The organism is Rathayibacter sp. AY1C9 (genome assembly GCF_002932315.1).
Taxonomy (GTDB): Bacteria; Actinomycetota; Actinomycetes; order Actinomycetales; family Microbacteriaceae; genus Rathayibacter.
The window spans coordinates 1-22,604 of record NZ_PSVZ01000019.1; the positions used below are offsets into that span (position 1 = coordinate 1).

Consider the following 22,604-nt stretch of genomic DNA (forward strand, 5'->3'; position numbering starts at 1 on the left):
AGACGTCGACCGCCCGATCGACCGGCGCCCCTCCCACCCCCGACAAGCGCGCCTGGCGCTCGCTGATCGTCCTGCTCGCGGGCATGTTCATCGCCCTGCTCGACACGACGATCGTGAACGTGGCGCTGCCCACCATCCGCACCACGCTCGACGCCTCCGAGTCGACGCTCTCCTGGATCATCTCCGGCTACGCCCTCGCGTTCGGCCTCGCCCTCATCCCCGCCGGCCGCCTCGGCGACCGCTTCGGGCACAAGTGGGTCTTCGTCAGCGGCATCGCCCTCTTCACCGTCGCCAGCTTCGCGTGCGGACTGGCCGCGGACGACACCCAGCTCGTCATCGCCCGCATCGTGCAGGGCCTGGCGGGCGGCGTCTTCGTCCCGGCGGTCAACGCCTACATCCAGCTCCTCTTCCGCGGCCCCTCGCGCGGCAAGGCCTTCGCGGTGATGGGCGCGGTCCTCGGCGTCTCGTCGGCGCTCGGCCCGATCATCGGCGGCCTGATCATCCAGGCCTTCGGCGACGAGAACGGCTGGCGCCTGGTCTTCTGGGTGAACCTGCCCATCGGCGTCGCGACCCTGATCGCCGCCGCGGTCCTCCTCCCCGCCCGCCGCGACCTCGAGGCCGGCGACCGCGCCCCGAGCGGAGGCGTCGACTGGCTCGGCCTCGTGCTCGTCTCCGGCGGCCTGGTCGCCCTGCTCGTCCCGCTCATCCAGGGCGAGGACGAGGGCTGGCCGCTGTGGACCTTCCTCTCGATCGCCGGCGGTGTCCTGCTCCTCGCCGCGTTCGGCGCCTGGGAGGTCCTCCACGTCCGCCGCGGCCGCGCTCCCCTGGTGCCGCCGTCGCTGTTCCGCCACCCGGCCTTCACCGGAGGCGTGATCCTCGCGCTGGTCTACTTCGCGGCCTTCACGAGCATCTTCTTCACCATCTCGCTGCTCTGGCAGTCGGGCCTCGGCCACACCGCGCTCGAGTCGGGCCTGGTGTCGATCCCCTTCGCGATCGGCAGCATCATCAGCTCCTCGCAGAGCAACCGGATGACCGCGCGCCTGGGCCGCAACGTCCTGGTGATGGGCAGCGGACTCCTCGCCGTCGGGCTCGGCTGGGTCTGGCTGGTGCTGCTGACCGCGACCCCGGACTCGATCAGCAACTGGCAGCTCTTGCCGCCGCTGCTGATCGCGGGCCTCGGCAACGGCTTCTTCATCGCCCCGAACGTGCAGTTCATCGTCTCGACCGTCGACCCGCAGGACGCGGGCGCGGCGAGCGGCGTGATCTCGGCGATCCAGCGCATCGGCTCGGCCGTGGGCATCGCGGTCATCGGCAGCGTGCTGTTCGGGAGCCTCGTCATCACGGGTCCGGACACGGTCGCCTCGGGCTTCCTCGACGCCGCGGCTCCCGCGATGCTCCTCAGCACCCTGATGGCGGTCGCCGCCTTCGCGCTGGTGTTCGTGCTGCCGAAGTCGGTCTCGCGCCGGGGCTGAGTGCCCCTGCCCGGTCGCCGCACGCCGGCGGCCGGGCGCGCGGAACGTACGCCGCCCGGAGCTCCGGCGCGGCGGGCCCCGCCTGATCCGCGGGCGGCCCGGGAGCCTACGCCCGAGCGGCCGCCGCGGCCTTCGCCGCCGCCGGCAGCGCGTCCACGATGCGCCCGATCGCCGCGTCGTCGTGCGCGGCCGAGACGAACCAGGCCTCGTACACCGACGGCGGCAGCGAGACGCCCGCATCGAGCATCGCGTGGAAGAACGCCGGGTAGCGGAACGACTCCTGCGCCTGGACCTCGGCGTAGTCCCGCACCGGCCGGCCCAGGTCCGTGAACATGAAGCTGAAGAGGCTCCCGGCCGTCTGCACCGTGTGCGCGACGCCCTCGGCCGTCAGCGCCGCCGACACCTCGCGCTGGAGCGTCAGCGCCGTGGCGTCCAGCGAGGCGTAGACCGCGTCGTCGGCCAGCTGCAGCGTCCGGATGCCCGCGGCCACCGCGACCGGGTTCCCGGAGAGGGTGCCCGCCTGGTACACCGGCCCGAGCGGCGCCAGGTGGTCCATGACGTCCGCACGGCCGCCGAGAGCCGCGACCGGCATCCCTCCGCCGATGACCTTGCCGAAGGTGTAGAGGTCGGCCCGGTACGGAGCCTCGGCGCCGCGGTTCTCGAGCCCCCACCAGCCGCCGGCGCTCACGCGGAAGCCGGTCAGCACCTCGTCCATGATCAGCAGCGATCCGTTCGCGTGCACGAGCTCGGCGAGGGCCGCGTTGAAGCCCGGGTCCGGAGCGACCACGCCCATGTTGGCGGCCGCGGCCTCGGTGATGACCGCCGCGATGTCGGCGCCGCGCTCGGCCAGGACCGCGCGCACCGCCTCGAGATCGTTGTACGGCAGCACGATCGTCTGGGCCGCGGTCGCGGCCGTGACGCCGGCGGAGGCGGGCAGCGAGAGGGTCGCGAGACCGGAGCCGGCATCGGCGAGCAGCCCGTCGGAGTGGCCGTGGTAGTGGCCGGAGAACTTGATCAGCAGGTCGCGGCCGGTGACGCCGCGGGCGAGGCGGATCGCCGTCATCGTCGCCTCGGTGCCAGTGGAGACCAAGCGGAGCTTCTCGATCGGCGAGACTCCCCCGGCCGTGATCCGCGCCTCGACCAGCTCGGCGAGATCCGTCTCGGCGGGAGTGGACGCGCCGAACGAGAGACCGCGGGCGGCCGCCTCCTGCACGGCCGCGACGACCTCGGGGTGCGCGTGCCCGAGGACGGCGGGGCCCCAGGAGCAGACGAGGTCGACGTACTCGCGCCCGTCCGCGTCCGTGATGTACGGGCCGGCGGCCGAGACCATGAAGCGCGGGGTCCCGCCGACCGAGCGGAACGCTCTGACGGGCGAGTTGACGCCTCCGGGGATCGCGTGCCGGGCACGCTCGTACAGGGTGTCGTTCGCCGAGGTGGTCACCCCTCCAGGGTACGCGCGCCGCCCGGCGCCCTCGCGCCGGAGAGGCGCTTTCGGACGAGATGTCGAGGCTCGCTCCCGGGAGGAGGAGGCGGTTATCTCAGCAGGTCGCGAGCGATCTCGACGGCCCAGTAGGTGAGAACCGCGTCGGCCCCCGCGCGGAGGATCCCCGTGACCGACTCCAGGATCGCCGGCTCGCGCGAGATCCAGCCGTTCGCGGCGGCGGCCTCGATCATCGCGTACTCCCCCGACACCTGGTACGCCCAGACCGGCACGTCCGAGACGGAGGCGACGTCCGAGAGCACGTCGAGGTAGCTCATGGCCGGCTTCACCATCACCACGTCGGCGCCCTCGGCGAGGTCGAGGGTCGCCTCGCGCAGGCCCTCGCGGCGGTTCGCCGGGTCCTGCTGGTAGGTGCGGCGATCGCCCTCGAGCGTGGACTGCACGGCCTCGCGGAACGGACCGTAGAAGCTGGAGGCGTACTTCGCCGAGTACGCGAGGATCGCGGTGTCCAGGTGCCCGGCGCCGTCGAGAGCGGCGCGGATCGCTCCGACCTGGCCGTCCATCATCCCCGAGAGCCCGAGCAGGTGGGAGCCGGCCTCGGCCTGGGCGAGCGCCATCTCCTCGTAGCGGAGGAGCGTGGCGTCGTTGTCGACGCGCCCGCGGTCGTCGAGGACACCGCAGTGGCCGTGGTCGGTGAACTCGTCCAGGCACAGGTCGGTCTGCACGACCAGCGCGTCGCCGACCTCCTCCAAGACGACCCGCGTCGCGGCGTTGAGCACGCCGTCGGGGTCGGTCGCACCGGAGCCGACCGCGTCGCGCGTGGTCGGCACGCCGAACAGCATCACACCGCCGATCCCCGCCTCGGCCGCCTCCGTCACCGCTCCGCGGACGCTGTCCAGCGAGTGGTGCATCACCCCCGGCATCGACCCGATCGGCCGGGCCTCGGTGGTCCCCTCGGCCACGAAGAGGGGCAGGATCAGCTGCGCCGGGTGGATGCGCGTCTCCTGGACGAGACGGCGGAGTGCGGGGGTCGTGCGGAGGCGGCGCGGGCGGATGGCAGTCATGTCCTCCAGCGTAATCCCGCCCCGCCGAGCACCTCCCGGGAGCGCGGACGCCTCACCCCGTGGAGGTGCTCCGGACGCACGACATCAGCCGAGAGGCGGATCCCTGGCCTGCGGGGCGAGGCCCGCCCCTCCCGGCCGACGTCGCGCCGGGGAGGCGGCTCAGCGGGGAGCGCGCTCCGTGGCGACGGCGGCGACCGCGTCGATGAGGGAGGAGGCCGAGCGCTCGTCGGCGACGACGTCGACGCGCAGGCCGAAAGCGCGGGCGTCCTTCGCGGTCTGCGGGCCGATCGCGGCGACGAGGATCGACTCGGGCACCGGGCCGAGCTGCTTCTGGACCTGCTCCGCCACGCTGCCCGAGGTGACGAGGATCGCGTGCACGGCTCCGCCGGCGACATCCGCCACGACGCGCTCCTCCACCGGGACGCCGACCGTGCGGTAGGCGACCACGGAGCGCACGTCGTGCCCGATGCGGGTGAGGCCCTCGGTGAGCAGCGGCTTGGCGATCTCGGACCGCAGCGTCAGCACGCGCAGGGGGTGTCGGCCGTCGGTGGCCTCCTCCCACTCGGCCAGGAGGCCGCGGGCGGAGTTGTCCTCGGAGGGGACGAGGTCGACGGAGTACCCGGCGGCGACGAGCGCGGCCGCCGTGGTCTCGCCGACCGCCGCCACCTTGGTGCTCGCGGGCACGGTGGTGCGCAGGAGGGAGAGGACATCGACCGTGGTGGCGCTCGTGACGGTCATCCAGTCGAAGGCGCCGGCCTCGAGGTCGGCGAGGGCCTGCTCGAGCGTGGGGAAGTCGTCGGTCGGCGCGAAGTTGATCATCGGAGCGACGACGGGCGAGGCTCCCTTGGCTCGGAGAGCGGCGGCGACACCGTCCCCCCACGGGCCTCCGCGGGGGACGAGGATGCGCCACCCCTGCAACGGCTTCTCCCACTGGGAGTAGGCGGCGGGGACGATCACGAAGGGGCTCCCAGGGGTGCGAGTTCGGCGGCACCCGCACCGAGAAGCGCGTCAGCGAGCAGAGAGCCGCAACGGAACGCGGCTTCGACGACGGGCAGTTCGCGACCACCATACTGCGGATCCGCCCGGTGTCGACCACCGCCGACCGAACCGTTATCGACCGGCTCCGCGACCTCCCGTGCGAGGGACGCCGCGCCGTCGACGGCGAAGACCACGCCGTGCAGGACGACGCGGTCCTCCTCGACGACCGCGGAGGCCCCGATCGGAGCGGCGCACCCGGCCTCGAGGGAGGCGAGGAGCGACCGCTCGGCCGTGATCGCCGCGCGGGTCGGCACGTGCTCGACCGCTGCGAGAGCGGCGCGAAGCTCCTCCGACGGCTCCTCGTCGCGCACCTCGATGGCCAGCGCTCCCTGACCGGGGGCGTGCGGGGAGACGTCGAAGCCGAGCACCTCGGTGATCGAGTCGACCCGGCCGAGGCGGCGCAGGCCGGACAGGGCGAGCACGATCGCGTCCAGCGGCGAGTCGCTGCCGGGCAGCACCCTCCGGAGCCGGGTGTCGATGTTGCCGCGGATGTCCACGATCTCGAGGTCCGGACGGGCGGCCAGCAGCGCCGCGCGCCGGCGGGGCGAGCCCGTGCCCACGCGGGCTCCGACCGGCAGGGTCGCCAGGGTGAGCCCGTCGCGGGCGCAGAGCGCGTCGCGCGGGTCCTCCCGCTCGGGGACCGCTCCGAGCAGCAGGCCCTCCACCGGAGCGGTGGGCAGGTCCTTCAGCGAGTGCACGATCGCATCGCAGCGCCCGGCGAGCAGCGCGTCGCGCAGGGCGCTGACGAACACGCCGGTGCCGCCGAGGGAGGCGAGCGAGCCGCGCATGCGGTCGCCGTCCGACTCGATGCGCACCAGCTCCACGGGGACCCCCGCGGCGGCCGACATCAGATCGGCCGTCATCCGGGTCTGCGCCACCGCGAGCGCGCTCGCGCGGGTGCCGACTCTGATGCTCACGACAGACGACTCCTCATCACGGTGCGACTCCCGCCAGGGCGGGCTTGAACCCCGCTCGCACGTTCTCGCAGCAGCCGGGGCGGCAGACGTCATACCAGGGGCCGAGCGCCGTCATCGAGGGCCGGTCCTCGGTCGGCACGCCGTTGACGCGCTCGAGGACCAGGTCGATCAGGCCGGAGACGTAGACCGGGTCCGTGCCGGGGGTCGCGACGCGGAGCGCGACGAGTCCGTGCTCCTCCGAGGTCTCGAGGGCCTCGTTGTCGAGGTCCCACATGACCTCCATGTGGTCGGACACGAAGCCGAGCGGGACGATCAGCAGCGCGCGGCGGCCGCGGGCCGGCAGCTCCGCGATGGCGTCGTTGATGTCCGGCTCGAGCCAGGGCTGGGTGGGCGGGCCGGAGCGCGACTGGTAGACCAGCTGCCAGGGCACGTCCTCGTCCGTGGCGGCGGCCATGACGACCTCGGCGACGGCGAGGTGCTGCGCCTCGTAGGCACCGCCCGGTCCGAACTCGTGCACGTCGACGACGGTGCCGTCGTCGTGGCGCTCGTGGGGTCCGCTGCGCTCGGCGTCGGCCATGGGGATCGAGTGCGTCGAGAACAGCACCTCCACCTCGGACGTGACATCGAGGTCGGGCATCCGCTCGCGCAGCTCGTCGAGCCCGTCGTGGACGGCCTTGATGAACGGCATCACGAAGCCGGGGTGGTCGAAGAACTGGCGCACCTTGTCGATCCGCAGCTCGCCCTCGAGGCCGGTCGCGTCGAGCGCCGCCGCGTAGTCCTCGCGGTACTGCCTGCAGGACGAGAAGGAGGAGTACGCGCTGGTGGCGATGGCGAGCAGGTTGGTGAACCCGCGCTCCTTCGCCTCGGCGACGGCCTCGCTCATGTAGGGCGCCCAGTTGCGGTTGCCCCAGAGCACGGGGAGGTCGATGCCGCGGTTCGCGAGCTCGGCCTCGAGCGCCTTCTTCAGCGCACGGTTCTGCGCGTTGATCGGGCTGACGCCGCCGAAGTGGCGGTAGTGGTGGGCGACCTCCTCGAGGCGCTCCTCCGGGATGCCGCGGCCGCGGGTGACGTTGCGGAGGAACGGGATGACGTCGTCCTGACCCTCGGGCCCGCCGAAGCCGGCGAGGAGGATCGCGTCGTACGCCACGGGGACCTCGACGTGCTCGGGGCCGGACGCCGCCGCGGGGGTGGCCCCGCGGACGAGGATCGGCTCGCTGGTCGTGTCGCTCATCGGAGCACCTCGGCGATCTGGTCGGCGTCGATGCGCCGTCCTGTGTAGAAGGGGACTTCCTCGCGCACGTGGCGGCGGGCCTCGGTGGCGCGCAGGTCGCGCATGAGGTCGACGAGGTTGACGAGCTCCTCGTCCTCGAGGGCGAGGATCCACTCGTAGTCGCCGAGTGAGAACGAGGCGACCGTGTTGGTCAGGACGGAGCGGAACCGCGAGCCCTGGCGCCCGTGCTGGGCGAGCATCGCGCGGCGCTCCTCCTCGGGGAGGATGTACCACTCGTAGGAGCGGACGAAGGGGTAGACCGTGAGCCAGCGGGCCGGCGCCTTCCCGCGCATGTAGGCGGGGAGGTGGTTCGAGCTGAACTCGGCGTCGCGGTGCACGCCCATCGCGTTCCACGTCGGCAGGAGGCCGACCAGCAGCTCCGTGCGCCGCAGCTCGCGGTAGGCCCGCTGCAGCTCCTCGGGCGCCGGGCCCGTGAGCCACAGCATGATGTCGGCGTCGGCGCGCAGGGCCGAGACGTCGTAGGTGCCGCGGACGGTCACGCCCTCGCCCTCGAGCTGGGCGACGAGGTGCTCGTACTGCTTCACCGCGGGATCCACGGCGTCGCTGGAGAGGGTGAACGGACGTGCGGGATCCCTGCGGAGAACCGCCCAGAGCGTGTATCCCAGGGCCTGATCGGAGTGATCCTGATCGGCAGGGGGCTGCGGCGCCGGAGCGGCGGCGCTCGTGTCGGGGGCGGACTGAACGGGACCCGCCGTGCCGGCGGTCTGATCGGTCATTGATCCATCATCCCTCCGCTCGTGCCGATGCACAAAAGCGGCGGGGGCTCTGGCGCCGGAGGGCCCGGGACGCTAGCACCCCGGGCCCTCCGGCGCTCAGTCCTCGATGATCTGCTTCGCGACGCCCCAGACGACGAGGCCCACGGCGGCGGCGGCGCCGACCGCTCCGGCGATCAGCGCGGAGGGGTTCTGGCGGCGCACCACCTGGAGCTTGCGCTCGATCGTCCGCTGGGCCGTGCGCACCTTGCGCGGCACGTTGACCTTGTACTCGATCGCGTCGAGGGTCGCGGCCAGCTCGGAGCGAGCGCGCTCGATGTCGGCCTTCAGCTGGCCGGGCTTCAGCTCCGCCGGGTCGACGAAGCGGGGCGTGGTGCTGCTGACGGATCGCTCAGTTGTCATAGCTGCCCACTCCCTTGAACGCCTGGACGTCCTTCTTGATGCTGTTGATCGAGTCCTGCGGCACCGGCGGCACGGCCTTCTTGATGGTGCGCACGCCGACGAGGGCGAGGATCACGGCCACCAGGAGGAAGAAGACCGTCACGATCAGCGCCGACAGCCAGGCCGGAAGCCAGGAGGCGATGCCGATGATCGCGAAGGCGACCAGCGTCGCCCACGCGGTCAGGAGGAGGAAGGCCGCGACCGCGAACAGGCCGACGGCCAGACCCGCGCTCTTCGCCTTGCCCGCCAGCTCGTTCTTCAGCGAGGCGACCTCGGCCTTGACGAGCTCGATCACGAGGCCGGGCAGGTCGCTGACCAGCTCTCCCAGTGATCGGGCGTTCTTGGGATTGCGTTCGTTCACCACGGGAGCTCCTCGAGGGTGGGACGTGCCGGCCGGCGCGCGCCTGGCACGGCCGGGGGGATGAGCACTAGGCCCTGCTGGTGGAGGTGGACGTCGTCGACCCGCCGGAGCCGGCCGACGCCGCGGCCTCGTCGACCTTCGAGGCCGCCTTGCGGGCGGCGGCCGACGCCTCCGCGTCGCTCGCTCCCTGGGCCTTCCTGCCGCCGGACACGGCCTTGACGACCACCGAGCGCACGACCTCGTACGCCTTGTCCGAGACGCTGCTCAGCTGGGTCTTCGCGGCACCGCCGACGGCGCCCGCGACGTCCTGCACCGGCTGGGTCCGCCAGAAGCGGCCTGCCGCCGAGGCGATCTGCTCGTACCGCTTGCGGCCGGCGCGTGCTCCCAGCACGTACCCGGCTGCGGCTCCTGCCACGAAAAGAATCTTGCCCTTCACGCCTACTCCTCGTCCTGGGTCGCTCTCGCGATCGTCCACGCGGTCGGTGACCACTCGTGCCGGGGCACGCCGCGCGCTCGCGCGGATGCCTGGGCCTAAGAGTAGCCGTCGGCGTCGCGGGCGTCGCTCGGCAGCCCGACTCCTTGACGCACCAGTCGGCGCCGGATAAGGGCGGCCGTCTCGGCGGCGTGCGGGAGCACCGAGGCGAGGCCCGTGCCCGCGATCCAGGTGCCGGTCACGGCGACTCCCTCGATCGGGAGGAGCGCCTCGCGGAACGCCTCCAGGTGCGCGCGGCGGCCCAGCGCCGCGGCGGGCCGGACGTTGGCCCAGCTCACCCGGGCGGAGTCGACGAGCGACGCCGGATCGAGGGCGAGTCCGAGCAGCGTCGAGGCGTCGAGCAGGGCGATCGCCGCCGCCTCGGCATCGGTGCGCCCCTCGAGCGGCGGGCGCTCGCCCGGGCGCCCGTAGGAGAGGCGAAGCACGTGGCGCCCGGGAGGGAGGGAGGCGGCCAGCCAGTCCCACTTCGCGGTCGCGTGCGTGATCGCCTTGGCCGTGACGTCGGTGGCGGTGGGCGCCACGAGCACACCGGAGCCGCGGGGGGCTGCGTCCAGGCGGGCGTCGTCGAGGACGAGGGTCACCAGCTCGACGGAGTCGTGGGGCGCCTCGTCGGCGCGCTCCGCGACGGCGGGGGCGAGGCCGGCCAGCAGCGCCCGGGCGTCGCGCTCCGGCGTCGAGACGATCACCGCTCGGGCGCTCAGAGTGCCGTCGGCGAGGGTCAGGACGAAGTCCCCGTCGGAGCCCTCGAGCCGCTGCACGGAGGCGCCGGTGCGGATCTCGCCGGAGAGGTAGTCGATCCGCTGGACCAGCGCGGCGACCAGGCGGTGCATCCCGCCCTCGATCCCGCGGACCGCGACTCCGGCCGGGAGGTTCGCGCGGAGGGCGGCCACTGCCCGGGCGAGGGAGCCCGCGCGGGTGAGCGCGCCGTTCAGTCCGGGTGCGGCGAGGTCGACGTCGATGTCGTCCGGCCGGCTCGAGTAGACGCCGGAGACGACCGGCGCGACCAGGTCCTCGAGCACGCGCTCGCCCATCCGGGTGCGCACCAGCTCGGCGAGGGAGTGGGCGCGGCCGATGCGCAGCACCGGCATCAGGGTGTCGAGCCAGGCGCGCCAGGCGCCGCGGCGGCCGATCGCCCGCACGACGTCGGGGGCGAGCGGCGTGCCGGGGATGCCGAGGATGCCGGCCCGGGGCGACGGCACGGAGCGGCCGCCCGAGAGGTGCAGCCACGAGCCGTGCGTCCGCGGCTCGACGATCGACTCGGCGAGCGGGACGCCGTCGAGGGTCAGCGCGGCGAGCGCCCGCTCGACGTGGCCGCCCCGCGTGGCGAAGCTCTCGGCGCCCGCGTCGAGCAAGGCGCCGGCCAGCGCGAGCGGGGAGACCGAGCCCCCGACCCGCTCCCCCGCCTCGAGCACCACGACGCGCAGGCCGATGCGCAGGCATTCCGCGGCGGCGGCGAGCCCCGCCACTCCGCCGCCGACGACCGCGACGTCGTACGACGCCGCGTCGCGGGGGCGCTCCTCGCTCACGGCCGCCAGGCGTGCACGAACGCGACGAGGCGCGTGAGCACGTCGGGGTCGGTCTCGGGCGGCACGCCGTGGCCGAGGTTGAGCACGTGCGCGGGGGCGCTCAGGCCCCGGCGGAGCACGTCGTCGACGTGGGCCTCGAGGACCTCCCACGGCGCGGTCAGCAGCGCCGGGTCGACGTTGCCCTGCACCGGCACGAAGCCGCCGAGGCGGTGGTTGGCCTCGTCGAGCGGGATCCGATAGTCGACGCCCACCACGTCGGCGCCGATGCCGTGCATCGCTCCGAGCAGCTCGCCGGTGCCGACGCCGAAGTGCACGATCGGGACGTTGCGGCGCGTCTCCCCGTGGTCGAACGCCAGGTCGCGCACGTGGACGAGGGCGCGCGCGGAGGCGGGAGCGACGTGGGTCGTGTAGTCCGAGAGCGAGAGCGCCCCGGCCCAGGAGTCGAAGAGCTGCGCGGCGCTGGCCCCGGCGAGCACCTGCGCGCGGAGGAAGCGGCCGGTGACCTCGGCGGTCCACTCCATCAGCTGGGCCCAGGCGGCGGGGTCGGCGTGCATCATCGTCCGCGCGCGCAGGTGGTCCTTGGACGGGCCGCCCTCCACCAGGTAGGCGGCCAGGGTGAAGGGAGCGCCGGCGAAGCCGATGAGCGGTGTGTCGCCGAGGCCCGCGACGGTGCGGCGCACGCCCTCGCGGATGGGCTCGAGCGTCTCGTCGAGGACGGACGGGTCGATCGAGGCGAGCCCGGCGACGTCGGCGGCCGTGCGCACCGGCTTCTCGAGCACCGGACCGCGCCCGGGGACGATGTCGACGCCGACGCCCGCGAGCCGCAGCGGGATCACGATGTCGCTGAAGAAGATGGCCGCGTCCACTCCGTGGCGCCGCACCGGCTGCAGGGTGATCTCGCTCGCCAGCGCCGGGTCGAGGCAGGCGTCGAGCATCTTCGTGTCGGTGCGCAGGGCCCGGTACTCCGGGAGGCTGCGGCCGGCCTGGCGCATGAACCAGACGGGCGTCCTCTCGCCCCGCTCGGAGCGGTAGGCGCGCAGGAGCAGCGAGTCGGCCGTGCGGCCGGCGGAGAGGGGGTGCAGCGGATCGAGCAGGCCGTCGGTGGGGGAGGTCACCGCGGCATTATTCCAGGCGCATCCGTGCATTCCTCCCCAGTCCGGGGACCCCGCCCCGCAGAGCGCGGGTAGACTGACGTGGTGCTTCTGTGTCTGACGGCGTCGCACAAGAACGCCAGCTTCGATCTCCTCGAGAAGCTCTCCGTCGACTCCTCCGCCGTGACCGCGGCCCTCTCCGAGGGGATCGACTTCGTCTCCGGAGCCGTCGTCGTCGCGACCTGCAACCGCTTCGAGGCCTACCTCGACATCGAGGAGCCGCTGACCGCCGCGCAGGCCGTCGCCGTCGAGGCCGCCACCGCCGCCGTCAGCGCCGCGACCGGCGTCGAGCAGGACGAGCTGCGCGGGAGCGTCGACGTCGTCTCGGGCGACCGGGTGGCCGAGCACCTCTTCGCCGTCTCCAGCGGGCTCGAGTCCGTCGTGGTCGGCGAGGGCGAGATCGCGGGCCAGGTCCGCCGGTCCCTCGAGGAGGCGCGCCGCCTCGGCACCACCTCCTCCGAGCTCGAGCGGCTGTTCCAGCGCGCCTCGCAGACCTCGCGCGGCATCAAGAACCGCACCGGCCTCGGCAGCGCCGGCCGCTCGATCGTGCGCCTCGCGCTCGACCTGGCCGCAAGCCGCGTCACCGACTGGCGGGCCGCCCGCGTCCTCCTCGTCGGCACCGGCAGCTACGCGCGGGCGACCGTCGCGGCCCTGCGCGACCGCGGAGTGGTGGACATCGCCGTGCACTCCCCCTCCGGCCGCGCCGAGGGCTTCGCCGCCCGCCGCTCGCTCCGGCCCATCGCCGCCGCCGATCTCGCGCTCGAGGCGGTCTCGGCCGACATCGTCATCACCTGCACCACGACCCAGGAGCCGGTGCTCGACGCCGCCCTGCTCGCCGCCGGGCGCCTCCAGGGCTTCTCCCGCGAGCGCCAGCTCGTGATCGACCTGGGCCTGCCGCGCAACGTCGCCTCCGACGTCACCTCGGTCGCCGGCGTCGAGCTCCTCGACCTCGAGACGATCAGCCTGCACGCGCCTCTCGACGTGCTCGACGCGTCGCAGCAGGCGCGCGCGCTCGTCGACAAGGCGGCCCGGAAGTTCTCGGACGTCGCCGACGAGAAGAGCCTCACTCCGGCCGTCGTCGCCCTGCGCGCCCACGTGTTCGACGCGCTCGACGCCGAGATCGAGCGGGCCCGCTCGCGCGGCGACGAGGACGGCCGCACCGAGCAGGCGCTCCGCCACCTCGCCGGCGTGCTGCTGCACACTCCGAGCGTCCGCGCCCGCGACTACGCGCGCGCCGGAGCCCAGGGGGCCTACCTCACCGGGCTCGAGGCGCTCTTCGGCATCGAGGTCCCGGCCGAGCCCGCCGCCGCCGCCCGCCCCGACGCGGACGCCGCCACCGCGTGAGCCTCCGGCTCCCCTTCGACGCGGAGCCGCTGCGCTCCGCGCCGCTGCTCACCGAGCGCCTGCTCCTGCGTCCCCTCGGACCGGAGGACGCCGAGGACCACGCGCGCTACCAGGGCGACGCCGACGCCGTCCGGTTCCTCCGCTGGCCGGTCCGCACCCCCGAGGAGTCGCGGGCGCACCTGCAGCGCCGCCTCCCCTCGACACGGCTCGCCGCCGACGGCGACGTGGCCGTGCTGGCGATCGTCCCCCGGGAGGGCGTCCTCGCCGGGCGGATGATCGGCGACCTCACGCTCATCGCGACGTCCGTCGAGCAGGTGGCGGTCGAGATCGGCTGGGTGCTGCACCCGGAGGCGCAGGGGCGCGGCTACGCGACCGAGGCCGCCCGAGCGCTGCTCGACCTCGCGTTCGACACCCTCGGCGCGCACCGCGTGATCGCGCAGCTCGACGCTCGGAACACCGCGTCCGCCCGCCTCTGCGAGCGCCTCGGGATGCGCCTCGAGGCGCACCACCGGGAGGACGAGTTCTGCAAGGGCGAGTGGACCTCGACCCTCGTCTTCGCCCTGCTCGCCCGCGAGCGCTGACCGCAGGGCCGGCTGGACCGCGTTCGGCGGGACGCCGCCGGCCCGTCCGGTCGGCGGCGTCCCGGAGGAGCGTCAGGCCCCGCGGAGCCCGGTGAAGAGGTACGACTCGAGCTGCTCGAGCGGGATGCGCTCCTGCTTCATCGTGTCGCGGTCGCGGACGGTCACGGCGTCGTCCTCGAGCGAGTCGAAGTCGACGGTCACGCAGTACGGGGTGCCGATCTCGTCCTGGCGGCGGTAGCGGCGGCCGATCGCTCCGGAGTCGTCGAAGTCGACGTTCCAGAGCTGGCGCAGCTGGTCGGCGACGCGGCGCGCGAGCGGCGAGAGTGCCTCGTTGCGCGAGAGCGGCAGCACGGCCACCTTCACCGGCGCCAGGCGCGGGTCGAGGTGCAGCACGGTCCGCGTCTCGACCTTGCCCTTGGCGTTCGGCGGCAGCTCCTGCTCCTCGTAGGCGTCGACGAGGAACGCCATGAGCGCGCGGGTGAGACCGAACGACGGCTCGATCACGAACGGCACGTAGCGCTCGTTCTTGTTCTGGTCGAAGAACGAGAGGTCCTTGCCCGAGTGCTCGATGTGCGTCTTGAGGTCGTAGTCGGTGCGGTTCGCGACTCCCATCAGCTCGCCCCACTCGCCCGAGGCGAAGCTGAAGCGGTACTCGATGTCGACGGTGCGCTTCGAGTAGTGGGAGAGCTTGTCCTTCGGGTGCTCGTACTGCCGGATGTTCTCGGGGTTCATCCCGAGCCCGACGAACCAGTCCCAGGCGAGCTGCATCCAGGTCTCCTGCCACTCCTCGTCCGTGCCGGGCTCGACGAAGAACTCGAGCTCCATCTGCTCGAACTCGCGGGTGCGGAAGATGAAGTTGCCGGGGGTGATCTCGTTGCGGAACGCCTTGCCGATCTGGCCGATGCCGAAGGGCGGCTTGCGACGGGCGCTCTGCAGCACGTTCGCGAAGTTGGTGAAGATGCCCTGGGCGGTCTCGGGACGCAGGTAGTGCAGCCCCGACTCGTCGTCGACGACGCCGAGGTAGGTCTTCATCAGGCCCGAGAACTGCTTGATCTCGGTCCACTGGCCGACCTTGTCGGGGTGCTCCGGGTCCGGGATGTCGGCGAGGCCGTTCACGGGCGGGTGGCCGTTGACCTCCTCGTACTTCTCGAAGAGGTGGTCGGCGCGGTAGCGCTTGTGGGTGATCAGCGACTCGGTCAGCGGGTCCGAGAAGACGCCGACGTGTCCCGAGGCGTGCCAGATCGCCGTGGGCAGGATGACCGCGGAGTCCAGGCCGACGACGTCGCCCCGGCCCTGCACGAAGGTCTTCCACCACTGGCGCTTGATGTTCTCCTTGAACTCCACGCCGAGCGGCCCGTAGTCCCACGCGGAGCGGGTGCCCCCGTAGATCTCACCCGAGGGGAAGACGAATCCCCTGTGCTGCGCGAGGGTGATGACTTTGTCGAGGGTGGTGGGTTCTGCCACGGGTTGCTCCTCAGCTGTTCGGGCGCACGGGGCCCCGGCGCGCGCCGGCTGCGCGCGTCGTTCTGGTGTGCCCCCATGGTAGCCGCGGGGGCGCCGCGACGGTCCGCCCGCGGCGGGCATGATGAGCGGATGAGCACCCTCCCGCCGATCGTCGTGTCCGCCGTCGCCGTCCTCCGCGACCGGCAGGTCCTGATGGTCACGGCGCGGGGCCGCGACGTCCTCTACCTCCCCGGCGGCAAGGTCGACGAGGGCGAGAGCGGGATCGAGGCGGCGGCCCGCGAGGCCCGCGAGGAGCTCGGCGCCGTCGCGCTCGGCCTCGTGCCCCTGTTCACCGTCCGGACCCAGGCGCACGGCGAGCCGGAGGGGCGGGAGGTCCACATGAGCGTCTTCGCCGCCGAGCTCGACCGGGAGGCGCGCCCGAGCGGCGAGATCGACTCGCTGCACTGGGTCGACGGCTCCGATGCGGGCCGCTGCCCGCCCGCCGGGGTCGAGACCCTCCGGCTGCTGCGCGGTCTCGATCTCGTCGACTGACCCTCCGGCACCGGGCCGGCCGCGGGGCGGCTAGCCTCGTGGCGTGGAGACGAGACGGCGTGCACGGGACCGGTCGAGCGCGGAGGAGCCGGACCGGCTCGAGCCGGTGCGACTGGAGGCGGCCGTGCCGATCCTGCGGATCTTCTCGGTCGCCAAGGCGGGCGAGTTCTACGTCGACTACCTCGGCTTCGAGGTGGACTGGGAGCACCGCGCCGCGCTCGACGACCCCCTCTACCTGCAGGTGTCGCGCTCGGGGCTCCGCCTGCACCTCAGCGAGCACCACCGCGACGGCAGTCCCGGCGCCGCGGTGCACGTCGCCCTCCGAGGTGTCCGCGAGCTGCACGCCGAGCTCGACGCGAAGGCGTACCCCTACCTCAACCCGCGGATCACCCGCACGCCGTTCGGCTTCGCGCTCGACGTGATCGATCCGTTCGGCAACCAGCTGCGCTTCGCGGAGCCGGCCCCGGTGCCGCGCCTGCCCTGATCGGTGCGCGTGCGGGTGCTTGTACAACCTGAGCGCCGACTGATCAACCGTTCACCGGCCGTCCATGCACTTCGGAGTCCCATCCTTTAGCGTGGCTCCGATGGCTTCACGGGGGACGATCGAGCGGCCGGACACGGCCCGGGCAACGGGACGGCAGCGCCGACCGCGGCTCCGCTTCATGGAGGCCGCACCGCTGGCGACGGGCCTGCTGGGCTCGATCGCGATCCTCCTCGGCTCGCTCGGCGTGGGCTACCTGCCCGCCGGCTCGCCCATCCGCGACTGGCCTCTCGTCGCCTCGATCCGCGCCACGGGCTGGCTCACCGAGTCCAGCGGCGCCCTCGTCGTGGGCGGCGGGATGCTGCTGCTGATCGCGTGGCTCCGCCTGCGCACGGTCGCGCTCGCGGCGGGCCCCGGCTCCGTCCGCACCATCGTGGTGGCGGCCCTCGCCTGGACCGCTCCGCTCCTCGTGACGGTGCCGCTGTTCAGCCACGACATGTTCTCCTACGTGGCGCAGGGTCGCCTGATGACCCAGGGCATCGACCCCTACACCCACGGCGTCGCGACGCTCCCGGGCTGGTTCGACCTCGGCGTCGACCCGCTCTGGGCCGACACGCCCACGCCCTACGGGCCCCTCTACCTCCTGATCGAGCGCACCGCCGTGCAGTTCGCGGGCTACGGCGCACCGGAGCTCTCGATCGCGATGCTCCGCGCCGTGTCGGTCGCGGGCGTGGCCGTCATGGCCGTCTACGCGCTCCGCCTGGCGCGCCTGCGCGGCCTCTCGGTCCCGCTCACCGCCTGGACGATCGTCGCCAACCCGCTGACCCTCGTGCTCTTCGTCGTCGCCGGCCACAACGACTCCGTGATGCTGGCGCTCATCCTCGCGTCGCTCTACTACGCCCAGACCGACCGGCGCATCGCCGCCGTCGTGCTGATGGCCGGAGCGATCGCGATCAAGCCGATCGCCGTGATCGCGCTCCCCGTGCTCGCGCTCCTGTGGCTGCGCCACGACGCGACGTGGCGCGAGCGCACCCGCGGCTGGCTCTGGACGGGCGCCGGAGCGCTCGGCCTCGTGGTCGCCGTCGGGCTGCTCGCGGGCGTCGGGGTCGGCTGGGTCGCGGCGATGGTCGTGCCCGGCTCGATCCTGCACTGGTACGCGCCGATGTCGTTCGTCACGGTTTCGGTCTCCCGCGCCGTCGAGTTCACCGGTCACGACCCCGCCGCGGCGATCGCCGTGGTCAAGATCCTCGCGCTCGGGCTCGCCGGCCTGATCGCTGCGCGCCTCATGCTGTCGCGGCGCTCCATCGATCCGCTCGCCCGCCTGTCCGGTGCGCTGCTCGCGTTCGTGACGGCGTCGACCGCCATCCACCCCTGGTACGCCCTCTGGATCCTGCCGATCGCCGCGCTCGCGCGCCCGTGGAGCCGCTCCCACGTGCACCTGGCCGTCTACGCGTCGATCTTCCTCATGTGCGTCACGCTCGCCGAGCCGATCGACGGCGGAGGCGGCACGATGGACCAGATCCCGGCGCGGGTCGCGACGATCGCCGCGATCGCCGTGGTCGGGATGTACGTCCTCCTCGGCTACACGGACGAGGAGCGGGTCGAGGGCCTGCCCCTCGTGCTCGCGCTGCCGTTCGGCTCCGTGATCCTCGCCCGCCTCAGCGGCGGCCGCCTGGTCGACGCCCGGATGGCCGCGACGCGCCTGCGCGACTAGCCGGAGCCGCGGCTCAGGAGTCGGACTCGTCGCTCCGACGGCGAGTGCGGCGGTCGAGCGCGGCCTGCGCCGTCTCGGCGGCCGAGTCCGGGGAGCCGACCGGCCCGGTGGGACCGGCGAGGGTGCTCGAGAGCGACGACAGCCAGCCGGAGTCGTCGCGGCCGGCGTTCAGCGCATCCGAGAAGAGGGGGAGGTCGCTGCGGGTGGCGTGGATCGCGTAGGACTCGCGGGAGAACCCGTTGTCGGGGACGACGGGCGTCCTGCGGGACGCGCGCGTGGCGTCCGGGGCCTGCTCCTGTCGCGAGGCGTCCGACGCCTGCTCCTGGGCGGCCTGCTCCCGGCGGGCGTCGCGCTCGTCGCGCGGGGTGCTGCTGTCGTGGTCCACGGCGGTCCTCCTGCTCTCCGCCCCGAGCGGAGGGACGGGCGCCGCGATGACGGGGCGGCGCCCGGTCAGGCTACCCCTCGTTCAGGGTGTGGCGTCGTCGGCGGCCCCTGATCGTGGCGCGGGGCGCCAGACGACCAGCTCGGTCCGGCGCTGCGCGCGCGTGCCGTGGCGCAGAGTGACCACGTCCCCCTCGAGTCCGGCGGCGAACACGCGGCGGCCCGGCCGGTTGAGGAGCTCGTCGGCGAGGGCCGACTCCAGCTCGCGCACCCGCTGCGAGAGCGACTGCACCTGATTCTCGAGCTGCAGGATGCGCGCGATGCCCTCGAGCGAGACGCCCTCGGAGGAGAGCCGGGCGACCTCGCGCAGCTGCACCACGTCGCGCATCGAGTAGCGGCGCGACTTGCCCGCGGTGCGGGTCGGGCTCACGAGCCCGAGCCGGTCGTACTGCCGCAGGGTCTGCGGGTGCATCCCCGCCAGCTCGGCGGCGACGGCGATCGCGAAGACGGGCGTGTTCTCGTCCATGTCTCCTCCTCCGACCGGTCGCGCCGATCCGGTGCTAGTAGCGGGCCTTCTCCAGGATGTCCTCGCGCGGGTCCTCGTCCGGCTCGGCGGCGGCGTAGGCCTCGAGGGCCTCACGGGCGGCGGCGGACAGGTGGCTCGGGACGGCGACCTGCAGGACGGCGAGCAGGTCGCCCGTGCCCTTGGGAGTCGTGACGCCGCGGCCCTTGACGCGCAGGACGCGGCCGCTCGGGGTGCCTGCGGCGACCCGGAGCTTGACGGGCTCGCCGCCGAGGGTCGGCACCTCGATCGTCGCGCCGAAGACCGCCTCGACGAAGGTCACGGGGACCGACACGCGCAGGTTCAGCCCGTCGCGCTCGAACACCGGATGCTTGCGGACCGAGACGGTGAGCACCAGGTCGCCGGGATCGCCGCCGTCCGGGCTGGGGCGGCCCTTGCCGCGGACGCGGATCTTCTGGTCGTCGGCCACGCCGGCGGGGATGCGCACCGAGAGGGTGCGCCCGTCGCCGGTCTGCAGCTGGACGGTGTCGCCCCGGGTCGCGGTGCGGAAGTCGATGGTGGTGCTGGCGGTGACGTCGGCGCCCTTCTGCGGGCCGCCGAAGCCGCGGTAGCCGCCGCTGGGCTGGCCGAAGCGGCTGCCTCCGCCGCCGAACATGCCGCCGAGGATGTCCTCGAAGCCGGGCGGCGGGCCCTGCTGGGTGCTGTAGGAGGTGCGCCCGCCCTGGCCGAACATGCCGCCGAAGACGTCGTCGAACCCTCCGGGCTGGCCGCCCGCGGTGAAGCGCGCTCCGCCCCCCATGGCGCGGATCTGGTCGTACTCCTTGCGCTGCTCGGCGTCCGAGAGCACGGTGTACGCCTCGCTGATCTCCTTGAAGCGCGCCTCGGCCTTCGCGTCCCCCGGGTTGGAGTCGGGGTGGAACTGGCGGGCGAGCTTGCGGTAGGTCTTCTTCAGGTCCGCGGCGGAGACGTCCTTGGACACGCCGAGGACCTTGTAGAAGTCCTTGTCGAACCAATCCTGGCTGGCCATGTGCCTCTTCCTGTGTCGAATGCGGCGAGGGACCCCGCCCCGGTCCGGCAGCGTGCTGCCGAGCGGGGCGGGGTCCTCCGCGGTGGTGGTGCCGGTGGCGGGGTCAGTCGGCGGGGACTGCCACGACCACCTTGGCGGCCCGCAGCAGCGAGCCTCCGAGGTAGTAGCCCGCCTCGACGACGTCCGCGACCGTGGAGGTCTCGGCGCCGGGGGTGGGCTGCTGGAAGATCGCCTCGTGGATGTTCGGGTCGAACAGGTCGCCCACGGCGCCGGTCTTCACCAGGCCGAGCTTCTCCACTCCGCCGCGCAGCTTCTGCGCGATGGCCGTGAAGGGCCCGCCCTCGGCGAGGTCGCCGTGCTTCTCGGCGCGGTCGAGGTCGTCGAGCACGGGGAGGATGACCTTCACCGCGTCGCCGATCGCCCGCTCCTTGTCGACCTGGCGGTTGGCCTCGGTGCGCTTGCGGTAGTTCGCGTACTCCGCGGTCACCCGCTGGAGGTCGGCGAGGTGCTCGGCCGCGAGCGTCTCGGCGCTGGACTGTCCCGAGAGGAACGAGAGGTCGGCGTCCGAGAGGCTGGTCTCGACGTCGGGCCCCTCGGCCTCGATGAGGCCCTCCTGGTCCTGGGCGTCCTGGGCCGCCTCGGCTCCCGCCTCGCCGCCGGTGGCCGGCTGCTCCTCGGGGAAGTCCTGGGGCTCGTTCTCGGCTGCCATGGCTACTTCGTGTCCTTCGGCTCGTCCTCGTCGATGACCTCGGCGTCGACGATGTCCTCGTCGTCCTTCTTGTCACCGTCGGCCGGAGCGTCCGCGGGGGCGCTCTGCGCGGCCTGGTCCTGGGAGTAGATCGCCTGGCCGATCTTGGTCTGCGAGGCGTTGAGGGCGTCGAACGCGGTCTTGACGGCCGCGTCGTCGTCGCCGGCGAGCGCGGTCTTCAGCGCGTCGACGTCTCCCTGCACCTCGGACTTGACGTCCTCGGGCAGCTTGTCCTCGTTGTCCTTGATCAGCTTGTCGATCGAGTACGCCAGGGTCTCGGCGTTGTTGCGGATCTCGGCGGCCTCGCGGCGGGCCTTGTCCTCGGCGGCGTGCTCCTCGGCCTCGCGGACCATGCGGTCGATGTCGTCCTTGGGCAGCGACGAGCCGCCCGTGATCGTCATCGACTGCTCCTTGCCGGTGCCCTTGTCCTTCGCGGACACGTGGACGATGCCGTTGGCGTCGATGTCGAAGGTGACCTCGACCTGCGGGATGCCGCGCGGGGCCGGCGCGATGCCGGTCAGCTCGAACGTGCCCAGGTTCTTGTTGTCGCGGGTGAACTCGCGCTCGCCCTGGAAGACCTGGATCGCGACGGACGGCTGGTTGTCGTCGGCCGTGGTGAAGGTCTCGGACCTCTTGGTCGGGATCGCGGTGTTGCGCTCGATGAGCTTCGTCATGATCCCGCCCTTGGTCTCGATGCCCAGCGAGAGCGGGGTCACGTCGATCAGGAGGACGTCCTTGCGCTCGCCCTTGAGGACGCCGGCCTGCAGCGCGGCGCCGACGGCGACGACCTCGTCCGGGTTGACGCCCTTGTTGGGCTCCTTGCCGCCGGTGAGCTTCTTGACGAGCTCGGCCACGGCCGGCATGCGGGTCGAGCCGCCGACGAGGACCACGTGAGCGATGTCCTCGACCTTGACGCCCGCCTCGGCGATGACGTCGGTGAAGGGCTTGCGGGTGCGCTCGATCAGGTCGCTGGTGAGCTCCTCGAACTTGGCGCGGGTGAGCGTCTCGTCGAGGTTCGCCGGACCGTTCTCGGTGAGCGAGAGGTAGGGCAGCTGGATGCTGGTCGAGGTGCTCGAGGAGAGCTCCTTCTTCGCCTGCTCCGCGGCCTCCTTGAGGCGCTGGCGAGCGATCTTGTCCTTCGAGACGTCGACGCCGGTCGAGTCCTTGAAGCGCTTGACCAGGTGGTCGACGACGCGCTGGTCCCAGTCGTCGCCGCCGAGGCGGTTGTCGCCCGAGGTCGCGCGGACCTGGATGGTCGAGAAGTCGTCGTCCTTGCCCACCTCGAGGAGGGAGACGTCGAACGTTCCGCCGCCGAGGTCGAAGACGAGGATGAGCTCGTCCTCCTTGCCCTTGTCGAGGCCGTAGGCCAGCGCGGCCGCGGTGGGCTCGTTGATGATGCGCAGGACGTTGAGTCCGGCGATCTCGCCGGCGTCCTTGGTCGCCTGGCGCTCGGCGTCGTTGAAGTAGGCCGGGACGGTGATGACCGCGTCGGTCACCTTGTCGCCCAGGTACTGCTCCGCGTCGCGCTTGAGCTTGCCCAGGATGCGGGCCGAGATCTCCTGCGGGGTGTACTTCTTGTCCTCGACGCCGAAGGTCCAGTCGGTGCCCATGTGGCGCTTGACCGACGCGATGGTGCGGTCGACGTTGGTGACGGCCTGGCGCTTCGCGGTCTCGCCGACGAGCACCTCCCCGTCCTTGGTGAACGCCACGACGGACGGCGTGGTGCGGAAGCCCTCGGCGTTGGCGATGACGGTGGGCTCGCCTCCCTCGAGGACGGCCACGACAGAGTTGGTGGTTCCCAGGTCGATGCCTACGGCACGGGACATATGCGTTGTTCTCCTTCGCGATCGGCGTCGCGCGGGCGGCTGCCGGTCAGTTGACGGGTGGTGCGGAATCCTCTGC

The 22,604-nt window shown here is 72.9% G+C and carries 23 protein-coding genes; 6 read left to right on the top strand and 17 right to left on the bottom strand.

Features of this window, described 5'->3' with window-relative positions; all coding sequences use genetic code 11:
* Positions 1–1,472: MFS transporter (locus tag C5D09_RS12520; RefSeq protein ID WP_308471888.1), on the top strand; the 1,472-nt coding region annotated here is incomplete at its 5' end.
* A gap of 106 nt (positions 1,473–1,578) precedes the next feature.
* Here the strand turns inward: C5D09_RS12520 and hemL are convergent.
* The 11 genes from hemL to hemE form a co-directional block, all read right to left on the bottom strand.
* A complete protein-coding gene (gene hemL / locus C5D09_RS12525) occupies positions 1,579–2,913 on the bottom strand; it encodes a glutamate-1-semialdehyde 2,1-aminomutase (RefSeq protein WP_104246920.1) in 1,335 nt (444 codons plus the stop codon).
* A gap of 92 nt (positions 2,914–3,005) precedes the next feature.
* On the bottom strand, positions 3,006–3,977 hold the full coding sequence (hemB, locus tag C5D09_RS12530) for a porphobilinogen synthase (RefSeq protein ID WP_104269433.1): 972 nt from the start codon (positions 3,975–3,977) through the stop codon (positions 3,006–3,008).
* Positions 3,978–4,136: 159 nt separating this feature from the next.
* Entirely contained in the window at positions 4,137–4,931 is a 795-nt protein-coding gene (locus tag C5D09_RS12535) for a uroporphyrinogen-III synthase (protein ID WP_104269467.1), read from the bottom strand.
* Entirely contained in the window at positions 4,931–5,932 is a 1,002-nt protein-coding gene (gene hemC, locus C5D09_RS12540) for a hydroxymethylbilane synthase (protein WP_104246922.1), read from the bottom strand. Before hemC ends, C5D09_RS12535 begins: the two co-directional genes overlap by 1 nt.
* 16 nt (positions 5,933–5,948) lie before the next feature.
* Positions 5,949–7,163: a ferrochelatase gene (locus C5D09_RS12545; protein ID WP_104269435.1), complete on the bottom strand. Its 1,215-nt coding sequence runs from the start codon at positions 7,161–7,163 to the stop codon at positions 5,949–5,951.
* Complete coding sequence (gene hemQ, locus C5D09_RS12550) at positions 7,160–7,939, bottom strand: hydrogen peroxide-dependent heme synthase (RefSeq protein WP_104233087.1); 780 nt, start codon at positions 7,937–7,939, stop codon at positions 7,160–7,162. The genes C5D09_RS12545 and hemQ overlap by 4 nt, the downstream gene beginning before the upstream one ends.
* Positions 7,940–8,035: 96 nt before the next feature.
* The gene (locus C5D09_RS12555; protein WP_104222879.1) at positions 8,036–8,338 is read right to left on the bottom strand and encodes a DUF3618 domain-containing protein; all 303 of its coding nucleotides are present in this window, start codon (positions 8,336–8,338) and stop codon (positions 8,036–8,038) included.
* Entirely contained in the window at positions 8,328–8,738 is a 411-nt protein-coding gene (locus tag C5D09_RS12560; protein ID WP_258062864.1) for a phage holin family protein, read from the bottom strand. Before C5D09_RS12560 ends, C5D09_RS12555 begins: the two co-directional genes overlap by 11 nt.
* Before the next feature lie 67 nt (positions 8,739–8,805).
* Positions 8,806–9,153 (bottom strand): YtxH domain-containing protein, encoded by a 348-nt coding sequence (locus tag C5D09_RS12565; RefSeq protein WP_146076886.1) that lies wholly within the window; start codon positions 9,151–9,153, stop codon positions 8,806–8,808.
* Between the two features lie 116 nt (positions 9,154–9,269).
* Entirely contained in the window at positions 9,270–10,757 is a 1,488-nt protein-coding gene (locus tag C5D09_RS12570) for an NAD(P)/FAD-dependent oxidoreductase (protein WP_258063212.1), read from the bottom strand.
* Positions 10,754–11,902, bottom strand: a complete 1,149-nt coding sequence (gene hemE / locus C5D09_RS12575; protein ID WP_104269436.1) for a uroporphyrinogen decarboxylase — start codon at positions 11,900–11,902, stop codon at positions 10,754–10,756. The genes C5D09_RS12570 and hemE overlap by 4 nt, the downstream gene beginning before the upstream one ends.
* 51 nt (positions 11,903–11,953) lie before the next feature.
* On the opposite strand from hemE, the gene C5D09_RS12580 reads away from it, so the two are divergent.
* Both C5D09_RS12580 and C5D09_RS12585 read left to right on the top strand, forming a co-directional pair.
* The gene (locus C5D09_RS12580) at positions 11,954–13,252 is read left to right on the top strand and encodes a glutamyl-tRNA reductase (protein ID WP_104269469.1); all 1,299 of its coding nucleotides are present in this window, start codon (positions 11,954–11,956) and stop codon (positions 13,250–13,252) included.
* Positions 13,249–13,833 (top strand): GNAT family N-acetyltransferase, encoded by a 585-nt coding sequence (locus C5D09_RS12585; RefSeq protein WP_258066997.1) that lies wholly within the window; start codon positions 13,249–13,251, stop codon positions 13,831–13,833. Before C5D09_RS12580 ends, C5D09_RS12585 begins: the two co-directional genes overlap by 4 nt.
* A 72-nt stretch (positions 13,834–13,905) precedes the next feature.
* Here C5D09_RS12585 and C5D09_RS12590 read toward each other — a convergent pair whose 3' ends face one another.
* A complete protein-coding gene (locus C5D09_RS12590; protein ID WP_104226140.1) occupies positions 13,906–15,297 on the bottom strand; it encodes a glycine--tRNA ligase in 1,392 nt (463 codons plus the stop codon).
* A gap of 129 nt (positions 15,298–15,426) precedes the next feature.
* Between C5D09_RS12590 and C5D09_RS12595 the strand changes: the two genes are divergently transcribed.
* The 3 genes from C5D09_RS12595 (at position 15,427) to mptB (ending at position 18,023) form a co-directional block, all read left to right on the top strand.
* A complete protein-coding gene (locus C5D09_RS12595) occupies positions 15,427–15,828 on the top strand; it encodes an NUDIX domain-containing protein (protein ID WP_104269437.1) in 402 nt (133 codons plus the stop codon).
* A gap of 43 nt (positions 15,829–15,871) precedes the next feature.
* A complete protein-coding gene (locus C5D09_RS12600; RefSeq protein WP_219813073.1) occupies positions 15,872–16,312 on the top strand; it encodes a glyoxalase superfamily protein in 441 nt (146 codons plus the stop codon).
* Between the two features lie 100 nt (positions 16,313–16,412).
* Positions 16,413–18,023 carry a polyprenol phosphomannose-dependent alpha 1,6 mannosyltransferase MptB gene (gene mptB, locus C5D09_RS12605; protein WP_146085636.1) on the top strand — a complete coding sequence of 537 codons (1,611 nt, stop codon included), beginning with the start codon at positions 16,413–16,415 and terminating at the stop codon, positions 18,021–18,023.
* Between the two features lie 13 nt (positions 18,024–18,036).
* Here the strand turns inward: mptB and C5D09_RS12610 are convergent, their stop codons facing one another.
* The 5 genes from C5D09_RS12610 to dnaK form a co-directional block, all read right to left on the bottom strand.
* Positions 18,037–18,408 (bottom strand): hypothetical protein, encoded by a 372-nt coding sequence (locus C5D09_RS12610; protein ID WP_104269440.1) that lies wholly within the window; start codon positions 18,406–18,408, stop codon positions 18,037–18,039.
* Between the two features lie 81 nt (positions 18,409–18,489).
* Positions 18,490–18,930, bottom strand: a complete 441-nt coding sequence (locus tag C5D09_RS12615; protein ID WP_104226135.1) for a heat shock protein transcriptional repressor HspR — start codon at positions 18,928–18,930, stop codon at positions 18,490–18,492.
* 34 nt (positions 18,931–18,964) lie between these two features.
* Entirely contained in the window at positions 18,965–19,954 is a 990-nt protein-coding gene (locus tag C5D09_RS12620) for a DnaJ C-terminal domain-containing protein (RefSeq protein WP_104269441.1), read from the bottom strand.
* A gap of 103 nt (positions 19,955–20,057) precedes the next feature.
* Positions 20,058–20,663 carry a nucleotide exchange factor GrpE gene (locus C5D09_RS12625; RefSeq protein WP_104269442.1) on the bottom strand — a complete coding sequence of 202 codons (606 nt, stop codon included), beginning with the start codon at positions 20,661–20,663 and terminating at the stop codon, positions 20,058–20,060.
* Between the two features lie 2 nt (positions 20,664–20,665).
* Entirely contained in the window at positions 20,666–22,528 is a 1,863-nt protein-coding gene (gene dnaK / locus C5D09_RS12630; protein WP_104222890.1) for a molecular chaperone DnaK, read from the bottom strand.
* Between the last annotated feature and the right edge of the window lie 76 nt (positions 22,529–22,604).